Source organism: Rothia sp. HMSC078H08 (genome assembly GCF_001808955.1).
Lineage (GTDB): Bacteria > Actinomycetota > Actinomycetes > Actinomycetales > Micrococcaceae > Rothia.
Genome location: NZ_KV795254.1, coordinates 90,287 through 103,402 on the forward strand (window position 1 = coordinate 90,287; position 13,116 = coordinate 103,402).

8 protein-coding genes and 1 tRNA gene are annotated in these 13,116 nt (G+C 60.1%); all 9 read left to right on the forward strand.

Annotation, left to right across the window (positions count from 1 at the left end; translation table 11 throughout):
• Positions 1-124 precede the first annotated feature (124 nt).
• The gene (locus HMPREF2528_RS03985; RefSeq protein WP_070542601.1) at positions 125-3,961 is read left to right on the forward strand and encodes an ornithinee aminotransferase; all 3,837 of its coding nucleotides are present in this window, start codon (positions 125-127) and stop codon (positions 3,959-3,961) included.
• A gap of 88 nt (positions 3,962-4,049) precedes the next feature.
• Positions 4,050-4,796, forward strand: coding sequence for a nucleoside triphosphate pyrophosphohydrolase (locus tag HMPREF2528_RS03990; RefSeq protein ID WP_070542604.1), 747 nt, complete (start codon positions 4,050-4,052; stop codon positions 4,794-4,796).
• A gap of 371 nt (positions 4,797-5,167) precedes the next feature.
• On the forward strand, positions 5,168-6,448 hold the full coding sequence (gene eno / locus HMPREF2528_RS03995) for a phosphopyruvate hydratase (protein WP_005506838.1): 1,281 nt from the start codon (positions 5,168-5,170) through the stop codon (positions 6,446-6,448).
• Positions 6,449-6,671: 223 nt separating this feature from the next.
• On the forward strand, positions 6,672-7,316 hold the full coding sequence (locus tag HMPREF2528_RS04000) for a septum formation initiator family protein (RefSeq protein ID WP_070542608.1): 645 nt from the start codon (positions 6,672-6,674) through the stop codon (positions 7,314-7,316).
• An 85-nt stretch (positions 7,317-7,401) separates the two neighbouring features.
• Positions 7,402-8,001, forward strand: coding sequence for a DUF501 domain-containing protein (locus HMPREF2528_RS04005; RefSeq protein ID WP_049341514.1), 600 nt, complete (start codon positions 7,402-7,404; stop codon positions 7,999-8,001).
• Between the two features lie 152 nt (positions 8,002-8,153).
• Complete coding sequence (locus HMPREF2528_RS04010; protein ID WP_005508954.1) at positions 8,154-9,107, forward strand: Ppx/GppA phosphatase family protein; 954 nt, start codon at positions 8,154-8,156, stop codon at positions 9,105-9,107.
• Positions 9,108-9,170: 63 nt separating this feature from the next.
• Entirely contained in the window at positions 9,171-10,814 is a 1,644-nt protein-coding gene (locus tag HMPREF2528_RS04015; RefSeq protein ID WP_070542611.1) for a S8 family peptidase, read from the forward strand.
• A 457-nt stretch (positions 10,815-11,271) separates the two neighbouring features.
• On the forward strand, positions 11,272-12,657 hold the full coding sequence (locus HMPREF2528_RS04020; protein WP_005506850.1) for an NAD(P)/FAD-dependent oxidoreductase: 1,386 nt from the start codon (positions 11,272-11,274) through the stop codon (positions 12,655-12,657).
• Positions 12,658-12,918: 261 nt separating this feature from the next.
• Positions 12,919-12,992: transfer RNA gene (locus HMPREF2528_RS04025), tRNA-Leu, on the forward strand.
• Positions 12,993-13,116: the final 124 nt, after the last annotated feature.

Consider the following 13,116-nt stretch of genomic DNA (forward strand, 5'->3'; position numbering starts at 1 on the left):
CACGATAGAATTAAAAGGATTATGAGGACATCTGCGTCATGTTCCCGACTCCGTGCCCACACACCTGCGGGGGTTGAAGGAGATGGCGCACCATCACACGGCGCACGCCGGAGGAGGACACCCAATGAGCTTCTTTGGAATCGGCAAGAAGAAGTTGGATGAACAGTCGCGCGAAGAACAGAGCGCCGAAACCGCTAAGGCTCAGAAAGAACAGGCAAGCGAAGACGCTCCTAAGAGCGCGCGACTGAGCGAAAAGATTATGGAACAGCAGCAGTGGGAGGACTCCCTGCGCCGCTTCGTGAAGTCTGAAAGCGCACGCCACCAGAACCACGACGAAGAGCAGAATGAAGAGCACCGCGCTGTTGAGGATCTCAAGCGTGCCCTCCTGCACGGCGATGAGAAGGTTGAAGAATCTTCCGCTGCTGAGGAGCTGACCGAGGAACAGGCGGAGGAGCAGGAGCGTCGTAGCCTGCTGGCTGCGCTTGGTGCTTTCCCGCAGGAATCTGAGGAGCCTGTTGAGGTCGAGCAGGCTGCTGAGGACCAGGACGTTAAAGAAGAAGTCGCCCCGGTTGCTGAGGCTGCTCAGCCCGCTACCCCCGCGTTCCTGCGCGATGATGAAGAGTCCGAAGCTGAGGACGCATCTATCGAGGCGCAGGAGCCTAAGGACGTCGCAGCGGATGCACGTTCCCAGTTTGAAGAGCACCTGCGTGCTCTGCGTGCCCAGAATGTCGAAGATACTGCCGCTGAGGTCGCTGAGGAGACTGCAGACGAGGCAGAAGGTAGCGAAGAGCCCGAGGTTGTCGAGGCTGTTGTAGAAGCTACTGAGAACAAGTCTGAGAACGCTCATTCTGCATCTGCCGCTGAGGACGTATCTGCAGGTGCTGAAGACTCCCTGACCGCAGAAGACCTGAAGACTGCCCGCACCCGCGCCGCTGTCACCGAGGCACAGAACGCCGGCCTGGACGACCTGGCGGCAGCCTACGCTGCTCGCCTGGGCATCACCCTCGATAGCGAAGAGGAGACTTTCGGCGAGGTCGCCTCCGATGAGGTAATCGCTGAAGAAGCTCCCGCTGATGAGGTAGTTGCTGAGGAAGCAGAGTCCGCTGAATCTGCTGATGACACTGAGGCACCCGAGTCCACTGAAGCTGCTGAAGACACTGAGGCACCCGCACCTGTTGCTGATGCTACTGAAGACTTCGAATCCGAGGAGACCATTGACCTTACCGCAGGCGTAGAAGAGGTTGCAGAGCCTGTTGCCGCTGGTGAGGAAGAGCCGATTGAGGCTGTCGTTGAGGCACCTGAACTGCTGGCATCTGAACTTACTGAGGAAGAAGACGCGGTCTCTGACGAGACCGAGCTGCTCTCCGCTGTATCCGTTGAGGAGAAGCACGAAGCGTCCGTCTCTGAATCGCTCGAGGCTGAGGACTTCGACGCTGAAGAAGAGAACACCGCAGAGCTGATCTTTGACACTTCCGCTGTTGAAGAAAGCGCTGTTGAGGACAGCACCGCGGAAGAAACCGCTACGGAAGAGCCTGCTACCAAGATTGAGGACTCCGCGGCTGAAGGCTCCGGTTCTGAGGACGACGAGCCCGTCGAGAGCTCCTCTGTAGCTCCTGCTCTTGCCGCTGTTGCTGCACCCGTGGCTGCTGCCGCTGCTGTTGCCTCCGCCGCAAAGGCTGATAAGGCTGAGGAGAAGACCGAAAAGGGTACCTCTCAGAGCGTCGCGCTGACCGCAGAGGGCATCGATAAGAAGGAAGCAGAGAAGCGCAAGTCTGCTGCTCGTGAAGAGTCCGCTGATGAGCCCGTTGCTGAGCTGAAGGACACTGAGCAGAAGCTCAGCGAAGACGAGGCTGAACTGGTTGCTGAATCCATCATCCTGAGCGCGCCCGTTGAGGGTGCGGCAACCCTGCCCGCTCTCCCCGAGCAGCGCGCTCTCCACGGCCTCGCGGAGCTCATGCGCACCCGCGGTTCGGGCACCATGAGCCTGGAACTGCGCCAGGTTGATGAGGATATGCACTACCGTCTGCTGCACCGCGGCCGTGAGGTTGAAACCGGCATTGTCGTGCCCGGCGTTGACTGGTTCGCACCCGTTGCGGCACTGTACACCGAGGCTCAGCAGGTCGGCGCAACCTGGAACCGTGCGGCTGTCTCTTTGAAGCCGCGCCTGGGTGACGGTCTGGAGGTTCACGCATCGTACCTGGGCGCTGTGGACGGTCAGACTATTAGCGAGAGCTTCCTGCTGGAAGGTGCCGCCGTTGAGGCTAAGCCCGTTGCGACCGCTGAGGCCGCTGAGGCTACCTCGCAGGATGAGCCTCAGGAAGCTGCTGTTCAGAGTGTTGACCCGATTGAGGCTGAACGTGAAGCTATTGAGCGTGAGCTTGAGGCGGAACTCGCCGAGAAGCAGGCTGCGAACGAGGCTGAGGCAGCTGCCGCAGCTTCTGAAGAGCCTGTAGTTGAGACTGCTGAAGAGGGCGCCTCCGCGGGTCTGCTGACTGCTGCAGGTCTTGCCGCTGCTGGTACTGCAGTGGCTGGTTCTGTTGCTTCTGCGCAGGAGAAGGAAGACGTAGAGGAAACTGTTGAAGCTTCCGACGAGCCTGTCCAGCCTGACCAGACTGAGTTTGCGCCGGTTGAAGCTGAGTTCGAGTACGACTACGAGAATGACCCTGTTTTCGGCGCGGCTACCGTAGAACCCGAAACTGAGCAGGCTGAAGAGTCCGCCGCTGAGGCAACCGAGGTATCCGCCGAGGACTCTGATGAGCCCGGCGAAGATATGGAAGCCGCCCTGGCAGCCATCGTTGCCAACGCTCAGAAGAAGCTGGACGCTGAGGAAGCACCTGCTGAGGAAGTTTCGGCTGTCGAGGAGCAGAAGGCTGCCGCTCCCGTGGTCGCAGAGTCCTTCACCCTGGACCGCACCCAGCCCGTTGAAGAAGCTGCAGAAGAGCCGGTCGCAGAGAGCTCCGAAGAACCCGCCCTGCCCGCGTTCTTGGACGACTCTGAACTGCTGCCCGAGAAGGAAACCTCCGCCGCTTCCGCTGAAGCGCCCGCCGAGGAACCTGCCCTCGTAGACGTTGAGCCTGCCGCTGAGAGCGCATCTGTGGCACCCGGCCTGGCTGGTGCTCTTGCCGCAGCTGCCGCAGTGGGCACCGCCGGTGCCGCTGCGAAGGCTACCGGCGTTCAGGAAGAGCCCGCCGAGAAGGCCGCTGAGCTCAAGACCGTTGAGGTGACCCCCGAAGCCAAGATTGCTGAGGCTCCCGCAGCGGTTGCACCCGCCTCCGAAGCTACCGCTCAGGTTACCCCTGCAGCACCGGTTGCAGAGGCGGCACCCGCTGCGGCGACCACCTCGGTTGCCCTGCCGGAGAGCACCCCGGCAGGTATCTCTTCCAGCATCTCGGCATCCGCGCTGAGCGAGCTCAACCAGCTGCCCACCATCGTGGCTGAGCCGGACATCCCCTCCGCCGCGGTGCAAAGCCCGCTGGTTCCCTCGGAGACTCAGCTGGCAGCCGGCAACCTGGTTCTGACGGAGGCTCAGGTCGCTCAGCGCCTGGCTCCGGTCGTCGAGCACCTCTTCGGCGAGAACGGCACGGCAAAGGACGCCACTACCGTGCTGATTCGTGTACGTGCCCTCGGTTCCTACTACGACGCCCTGACCCACGTGCGCCGCAACGGCTTCTGGGAGCAGGTCCGTACCTTCGAGCTGATTCCCGAAACCATGTTGGACATTCCGGCGCTGAAGACCGACTCGTACAGCGAGGGCGAGGGCTCGCCGCTGGCTATGAGCCTGACCTTCACCCCGGGCGTACCGGTCCAGGCGGCATTCGATTATGCGAATGAGCAGGCGTTTGTCACCTACCCGCGTCCGCTGGATGCTGAGCGTTACGTTGAGGAGCTGCGTATGTTCCCGCGTCTGGGTTCGAAGATCCCGGCTCATATGACGAGCGCGCTTTCGCACTGGAACCTCTAAAACCTTGTAAGGTTCGCCGCGCCGGCTCCCCGTGTGGGGGTCGGCGCGGCGCGCTACGTTTGTCCTTTTTTCGATGAGGAAGATTGTTATGACTGATACCCCTAATACTCCTGAGGCTTCTGCGGCGCAGAATGTTCATGACACTGCCGCCCGCGCGGCTGAAGCCTTTGGCACCCTGGTGGAAACCATGGCGCTGTTGCGTGCACCGGGCGGTTGCCCGTGGGATGCTGAGCAGACTCACGCCTCCCTCATCCGCTACCTAGTGGAGGAAGCCTACGAGGTTGTCGAGGCGGTAGAAACCGGCGGCGAGCCGAATATGCCGCTGCTGCGTGAGGAGCTGGGCGACGTGCTGCTGCAGGTGGTGTTCCATTCCGATATTGCTGCGGCAAACCCGCAGGGCTTCGACATTGTGCAGGTGGTTGAGGGCCTGGTGCAGAAGCTTCGTTCGCGTCACCCGGACGTGTTTGCGGCTGAGTCTGAGGGCTCTTCGGAGGCGCCCCGCACCGCGGCTGAGCAGCAGGCGGCGTGGGATGCGTTGAAGAAGAAGGAGAAGAGTGACCGTGGCGCGCTGGACGGTATTCCGCCGCATCTACCGGCGCTCGCTATGGCTGAGAAGACTGCTGTGAAGGCACGTAAGGCGGGTATTATCCTGCCGCCGGAGCCCACGAGCATGGAGGACGACCTGCGCTATATGCACACTGAAGAGGAATTCGGTGAGCTGCTCTTTGCGTTGGTGAGCCGCGCACAGCGTAATGGTTTGGATCCGGAGCGTGCCCTGCGTTCGTACACTCGCCGTTACATTGCTCAGCATACGCATGATGAGCCGAGCTATTAGACACGCTGGTTGAGTTCTTCTGTGAGGCGCTTTGAAATCTGTTCTCTGAGGGAATAAGAGGTTTCAAAGCGCCTTCTGTTTGTTTGGGGTTGTGTTGGGCGGCCGTGAGGATGCTCGTGGCACATGCCCCGGCATTTGGGCTCATGTTGTGCTTTGGTCGAGTACCCACACCCTCCCAATGTGGGGGAGTGTGGGTCTTGTTCCGCTTTGTAGCGCCTGACTAAGGGTTATTTAGACCTTCAATAAGGCAATAAAAAAGCGGTGGCAACTAGTGTGTTTGTGTGGGAGTTTTGCTAGAATTTAGGGGACGCGACTTGTCCACTACCGGGTGAGCCGTTCACATCCTTGACATCTCATAAGGAGAACAATTCATGGCTGTTATTACCGCAGTTCACGCACGCCAGATCCTGGATTCCCGTGGCAACCCGACCGTTGAGGTTGAGGTTCTGCTCGAAGACGGTGCTTTCGCACGCGCAGCTGTGCCCTCGGGCGCATCCACCGGTGAGTGGGAAGCTGTTGAGCGCCGCGATGGCGACAAGTCCGTATACCTGGGCAAGGGTGTTCTGGGCGCAGTGAAGTCTGTTATCGAAGAAATCGCTGAAGAGGTCATCGGCATTGAGGCTTCCGACCAGCGCGCTGTTGACGCAGCCATGATTGCTCTGGATGCAACCAACAACAAGGGCAAGCTGGGCGCAAACGCAATCCTGGGTGTCTCCCTGGCTGTTGCTAAGGCAGCTGCTGAGTCCGCTGACCTGCCCCTGTACAAGTACCTCGGCGGCCCGAACGCTCACGTTCTGCCCGTCCCCATGATGAACATCCTCAACGGTGGTTCTCACGCAGACTCCAACGTTGACATCCAGGAGTTCATGATTGCTCCCATCGGCTTCGACAACTACTCTGACGCTCTGCGCGCAGGTGTTGAGGTTTACCACTCCCTGAAGTCCGTGCTGCACGACCGCGGCCTGGCAACCGGCCTGGGCGACGAGGGTGGTTTCGCACCCAACCTGGAGTCCAACGCAGCTGCACTGGACCTGATCGTTGAGGCAATCGAGAAGGCTGGCTACAAGCCGGGCGAGCAGGTTGCACTGGCACTGGACGTTGCATCCTCCGAGTTCTACAACGACGGCGCATACGAGTTCGAGGGCCAGAAGAAGTCCGCAGCTGAGATGAGCGCATACTACGCTGACCTCGTTGCAAAGTACCCCCTGGTTTCCATTGAGGATCCCCTGGATGAGAACGACTGGGAGGGCTACAAGACCCTGACCGAGCAGATTGGTGACAAGGTCCAGATTGTCGGTGACGACCTGTTCGTGACCAACCCCGAGCGCCTGGCTCGCGGTATCGAAGAGGGCGCAGCTAACGCTCTGCTCGTGAAGGTGAACCAGATTGGTTCGCTGACCGAGACCCTCGACGCAATGGAGCTGGCACAGCGCCACGAGTACCGTTGCATGGTTTCTCACCGTTCCGGTGAGACCGAGGACGTCACCATCGCTGACCTGGCTGTTGCAACCAACGCTGGCCAGATAAAGACCGGTGCTCCCGCACGTTCCGAGCGCGTTGCTAAGTACAACCAGCTGCTGCGCATCGAGGAAGAGCTGGGCGAGGCAGCTGTTTACGCTGGCAAGTCCGCATTCCCCCGCTTCAAGGCATAAGTTACTGAAGCATCCGACCGCGTGAGCGGTTAGACGTCAAGGAGGCGGTGCTACCCCGTAGGGGAGTGGCACCGCCTCCTTCTCTGTGCGCGATCTATCAGCTCAGGTATGCCGTGGCAGGGTAGAATGTATCGCTTGCAACATAGAGCTGGGGAAGCCCTCCGAACCCGGTAGAATATGAAGGAAGCGTTTAGCGGCACAGAACGGAACGAGGGATAGAGCAATGAGCCAGCGAGCAAACCAGCAGACCCGGTCGCACTCTACGAGTTCCACTGCACCCGCTCAGGGAGCTGCCTCCTCCAATGCGCCGCGTGGCGCCGCGAAGGAAGCTCGCACCTCCCTGATGAAAAAGGCTAGTGCCCTTTTCTTCGGCGTGGGCTTGAACCAGCGCCACCCCGAGCGTGAACGTCAGGCGCAGGCTCGCCGTGAGGAGCGCGCCCGCCGCCGCGCCGCAGCCCAGCAGGGCAGTGAAGAAGGCGGATACGACGCCCCCGTGGCGGCTCATATGTTCTCCGGTCGTAGCTTCCTGACTACTGTTGTGGTGGGCGTGATTGCGCTCGGTACCGCATACCCGGTGGTCACCTACATTGACCAGGATCGGGAAATTAAGCAGATCAACGCGCACATTTCCCAGTTGCAACAGGAGAACGCCCAGCTGAAGGCGGAGCAGACCTGGTGGAACGACGACAACTACGTTCGCCAGCAGGCACGTAGCCGCCTCTACTATGTGAACCCCGGCGACACCCCCTACGTGGTCACCGGCATTACCGAGGACTCCACGAAGGCGGACGGTACTTCTGCGAATGCGAAGAACGCCCCCGAGGAAGCCTGGACCACGAAGGTTTGGAATTCTCTCGAGAAGAACTAGCCCCAGCTGCCGGCAGGAACCCCCGCCCTGGCAAGCACCCGGCATAAGCGGACGAGGTGACCCCTCGTTCCAGAAACTTAGGATTATGAGCACCGAAAACACCATTGAAGAGCTGAAGGCACGCACCCCCGGCGGCTTCGGCGTAACTGTTGAAACCCTGACCCCCACCGAGCAGGACATCCGCGTTCTCTCCGCGCAGCTGGGCCGTAAGGTCCGCGACGTGATTGAGATTCCGGCACGCTGCGTGTGCGGTAACCCGCTCGTGGCTGCTACCGCGCCGCGCCTGAGCAACGGCACCCCCTTCCCGACCGTTTTCTACCTGGCGCATCCGGTGATTACCGCTGCGGCTTCCCGCCTGGAGGCGGGCGGCCTGATGTACGAGATGACCGACTCGCTGGCTGAGGACGCCGACTTGGCGGCACAGTACGCTGCCGCACACGAGAACTACCTGGCTGAGCGTGAGCGCATCCGCCTGATCAGCGGCACCGAAGAGGTCCCGGAGATTGACGGTATCTCTGCCGGCGGTATGCCGACCCGCGTGAAGTGCCTGCACGCTGTTATCGGCCACACTCTGTCGGTGGGTCGCGGCGTGAACCCGATGGGTGACCGCGGCCTGGACGCTATCGCCGAGTGGTGGACCCCCGAGGTCTGCTCCTGCGACCCCGCGTGGCGTGAAGAAGCCTAAATATTGATTCTGGTGCGCCCGCATCGTCTTGAAGGACGGTGCGGGCGCATAATAGATAGAAGAAAGAGCGCCGAAAAGCGAAAATTTTTCGCCTGCGGCGCTCGCGTTGCCTTTGGCACTGATTGGTATTGAAGACCTGAAAGGAACCCACCGTGCGCGTTGGAGCGATTGACTGCGGTACGAACTCTATTCGCCTGCTGATTGCTGATTCCACTACTGAGGTGGTGGACGGGGTCGAGAAGACCGTCCTGAAGGACGTTGTGCGTGAGATGCGCATTGTGCGTCTGGGTCAGGGTGTGGACGCGACCGGCTGGCTGGCGCAGGAGGCGCTGGACCGTACTTTCGCTGCGGCTCGTGAGTACGCGCAGTTGCTGAAGGAGCACGGCGCTGATTCGGTACGTTTTGTGGCGACCAGTGCGACTCGCGATGCGGGTAACCGTCAGGTGTTTGTGGACGGTATCCGCGAGATTTTGGGTATTGAGCCCGAGGTTATCAGCGGTGATGAGGAAGCTGCTCTGTCCTTTGCTGGTGCGGTGCGCGCTGTCGGTTACGGTGATGGCGATACCCTGGTGTTCGACCTGGGTGGCGGTTCGACTGAGTTCGTGCTCGGTGACGAGTCGGGTGTGAAGGCTTCCCGCAGCGTCAATATTGGTTGTGTGCGTCTGACTGAGCGTCACATGATGAGCGCCCCGTCGACTGACTCGCAGATTGCCCGTGTTGAGGCTGATACTGACGAGGCTCTCGAGGTGGCTCGTAAGACTGTGCCCCTGCAGGATGCACGCCGTGTGGTGGCTGTGGCTGGCACCGCGACCACTGTGGCTGCCGCTGCGCTGGGTCTGGACCGCTACGATTCTGAGGCTATTAACGCTCAAAGCTTCTCCGTAGAGACCGTTCAGAAGACTGCCCGCTGGTTGGCTTCGCTGAGCCGTACTGAGCGTGAGGAGCTCGGCTACATGCACCCCGGTCGGGTGGATGTGATTGGTGCCGGCGCGACGATTTACGCCCGTATCCTGACCCGTCTGAATGAGATGACTGATGGTGCCGTGGATTCGGTGACCGTCAGCGAGCATGACATTCTGGACGGTATCGCTCTGTCCCAGCTGTAGGCTTGAGCGCTCGCGCCGTGAACCGATGGTGGTTCACGGCGCGGCTCAGCTTGAGGAGTTTTAATGTTCCATTCTGAGCGTCGGCGAGGTATACCCCTGACCGGCTGGTCTGTTGCGCCGTCTTTCGCCTGTGCGTCTCGTGTATTTGGTGTGTGCGCTTCGGTTGGTTCTGACCGAGGCGCTACTCGCCGCATCCGTAAAGGTGCAGCTTTGGGTGCCAGTGCCGCGTTGACTCTTCTGCCGTTGTGGACTCCGCTGGCGCCTGCCGCTTGGGCGACGGACCCGACCCCTTCTGCTTCCCCGAGCCCGAAGCGGGAGGTGACGGCGACTCCTTCGCCGTCGGCTACTGCGGTGCCGAAGACTTCTGCGACTCCGAGTAAGGGCACGTCGACTACGAATGGTGATGATGTTCGTCAGCGTGAGTATTGGCTGAAGGAGTACGGTATTACGTCCTTGTGGTCGCAGGCTACGGGTAAGGGCGTGACGGTTGCTGTGATTGATACGGGCGTGGATGGTACTCACCCGGATCTTGAGGGTAATGTTCTGCGTGGTTATGACGCCTCGGGCGTGGGTAGCGAGGACGGCTGGAAGGGCCTGGGTGCTGAGCCGATGCACGGTACGGAGGTCGCTTCTCTGATTGCCGGTCACGGTCACGATACGCAGGGCTATTCTGCGATTGCGGGTCAGCCGGGTAGGCCGACCGGTGTGATTGGTGTGGCTCCCGAGGCGAAGATTCTGCCGATTTCGCTGAATATGGGTACGACCGGTGGTAAGAGTATTGATGAGCAGATCCCGGCGGCGGTGCGTTACGCGGTCGATAATGGGGCTCAGATTATTAACATGTCCATTGGCTCGAATAAGACGAGCTGGCCGCAGAGCTGGGATGAGGCGTTTGCCTACGCTGAGCAGAAGGGCGTGCTGATTGTTGCGGCTGCGGGTAACCGCGGTAGCGGCTTGACGCAGGTTGGTGCTCCGGCGACGATTCCTGGCGTGCTGACCGTGGGCGGTATTGACCGGAAGAAGGCTGTTGCTGAGGGGTCGTCGACTCAGGGCATTTCGATTGCTGTGGTTGCTCCGAGTACGGATATGATTGCGGCTGCTCCGGGTAACGGGTACATGATTTGGTCTGGTTCTTCGGCTGCTGCCCCGCTGGTGACGGGTGTTGCGGCGTTGTTGAAGCAGAAGTATCCGAAGGAGTCTGCGGCTCAGCTGGCTCAGCGTTTGATTGCTTCGGCTGATGATGCTGGTGCGACGGGCCGTGACCCTTTGTATGGTTACGGTATTTTCAATCCGCAGGATGCGATGGCTTTGGCGGCGCCTACGGTGACGGCTAATCCGTTGGGTTCGATTTCTGAGTGGATTGCTGTGCACCGTAAGCAGCAGGTGAGCGATCCGACTCCTAGCGATGCTGCGCCGGTCCATGAGGAGGGTGAGAGCATTGTGAAGGCGGCTGCGCCGGATGCGCGTCGCCCTCCGGAGGATCGTGGCTGGTTGCCGCCGGTGATTTTGGCGGCGCTGGTGTTGTGGCTGACGATTATTACGGCTGGTTCGGTGCATCGTTTGCACAGGATGCATGTGAGCGCGGGGCAGGCTACGCGGATGGCTCGTGCGGCGGCGCATCATCCGGGGTCTCATCGGGGTACTCGCCGCGTGTCGAAGAAGTCTCAAGAAGCTGCACGGAAGAGTGCTCGCCGGACCTCTCGTTAGTACTGTTTGCTGGTGTTTTTCTCCTACATGGAAGCTTTATATGTTCGCCCGGGGCTGACTTTTGAGTTGGCCCCGGGTTTTATTGTTTGGGGTGGGGGTTCTGGCGGGACAGGCAGTAATAAACGAAAATATCGAACACGTCGCGTAAAAATCGGAAAGGGTGTTTTTGACCGTAACCACCATTAAGGGGTGAACCCCGTTCAGATGCGCAAAACTTTTAACTTAGGGTGCGCCCTGAGACGGCATAAGTGCGAAATTACCTAAACAAAGGCGTAAAATAGAAGATAACAGGTATGTGATAGACAGGCTCGTGCTGCTAGCCACTTCGCGTTGCGTAAGGACTTCCAGAGCGGGCCGCTTTGTTCGTCAGGGGAGCTTTCGGAACGAGCCGAAAGTTACGCATACCACCCTACCGGGGCTACCGAACCTCGGTACCTAAAGACTAGGAAGTAACAAAATGGCATTCACTAAGGTGGCACAGGACCGTCCTCGCGTCCTGATCGTCGGTGGCGGCTACGTCGGCTTCACCGTTGCTAAGAAGATTCAGAAGGCTATCAAGGAGACCGGTGGCGTTGTCACCATCGTTGAGCCGAACCCCTACATGACTTACCAGCCCTTCCTCCCCGAGGTTGCAGCAGGTTCCATGGAAGGCCGTAACGCAACTGTGCCGCTGCGCCAGCACCTGCGCGACACCGAGCTGATTCCGGGCCGTGTTGTCTCCATCGACCACGCAAACCGCACCGCTGTTGTGGAGCCCACCGACAACGGTGAGCCCTTCGAGCTGAAGTACGACGAGATCGTCCTCGGCGCAGGCGCTGTGACCCGTGCATTCCCGATTCCGGGTCTGGCAGAGGTTGCTATCGGTCTGAAGACCATTGAAGAGGCAGTTTCTGTTCGTAACTGGGTTCTGGACCGCATTGAGGTTGCATCCATGCTCAGTGATGCTGAGGCACGTCGCCGTGCCCTGACCTTCGTCATTGTTGGTGGTGGCTTCGCTGGCGTTGAGACCATCTCCGAGCTCGAGGACATGGCACGCGTTGCTGTTGAGCGCAACGAGCGTCTTTCCGTTTCCGACCTGCACTTCGTCATGATTGAGGCTGCACCGCGCATCATGCCCGAGGTTCCCGCAGACCGTGCAGAGAAGGTCGTTGCAGAGCTGCGTGCGCGCGGCATCGAAATCCTGCTGAACACCTCCCTCTCCGACGCAACCGATGGTAACCTGCAGCTGATTAACATGGCTGACAAGTCCCCCGCAGGCGAGATCAAGACCGACACCCTGATTTGGACCGCAGGCGTGGCAGCATCCCCGATGCTGAAGAACACCGACTTCCCGATTGACGAGCGTGGCCGCGTTCGCGTGAGCGCAGACCTGCGCGTCACCGGCGACGACGGCGTGGTTGAGGGTGCTTGGGCTGCAGGCGACAACGCAGCTGTTCCGGATCTCTCCGGTGGCGGCGTGGGCGGCTTCTGCGTTCCCAACGCTCAGCACGCTTCCCGCCAGGCTGTTGTTCTGGCTAAGAACCTGCTGGCTGCTCGCCGCGGCGAGCCCCTGACCGACTACTACCACGAGACCATTGGTGTTGTGGCAGGTCTGGGCCTGTGGAAGGGCGTTGCAAACTTCAAGGGCAAGACCATTGGCGGCCCGCTGGCATGGATCATGCACCGTGGCTACCACGGCTCTGCAATCCCCACCACCGAGCGCACCGTTCGCGTTATGACCACCTGGGCTCTGAACCAGATCTTCGGTCGCGACACCTCCTCGATCCGCCACCAGCGCTCCCCGCGCCTGGCATTCCAGGAAGCAACCGGTACCGCACCGGCACGCCAGAAGGCAAAGCTCTAAAATAGCCTGACTTGGGGTCTATCTTCCTGAGATAGTGCACCTGAGATAAAGTAACGGGCGGTGTGGAAGACTTCGGTCTTCTGCACCGCCCGTTTGCGTTCCCGGAAACTCATTAGCTACCCAGTTTAGCCACCCACCAGTGCTTTTGCGTGGTGATTGCTGTGGCTGAGCGTGAGGAGCCGTTTGAAATGTGTTTCTGCTTAGGCTCGGGTGCGTTTTCGTGGAATAATAGGTGTTTGTGCCCCGAACTGTTCGGGATACGCCCTCATAGTCCAATTGGCAGAGACAGAGGACTTAAAATCCTTGTGTTCTGGGTTCGAGTCCCAGTGGGGGCACTGCATAGACACGCGTAGATGCGCGGTATAGATAGGCGGCGGCTCTTCCCGTAGGGGAGGAGTCGCCGCTCGCGTGTTTGAAGGTTTACATGTCTGGGTTTTTTGGGGGGGGGGGGGGGAAAAA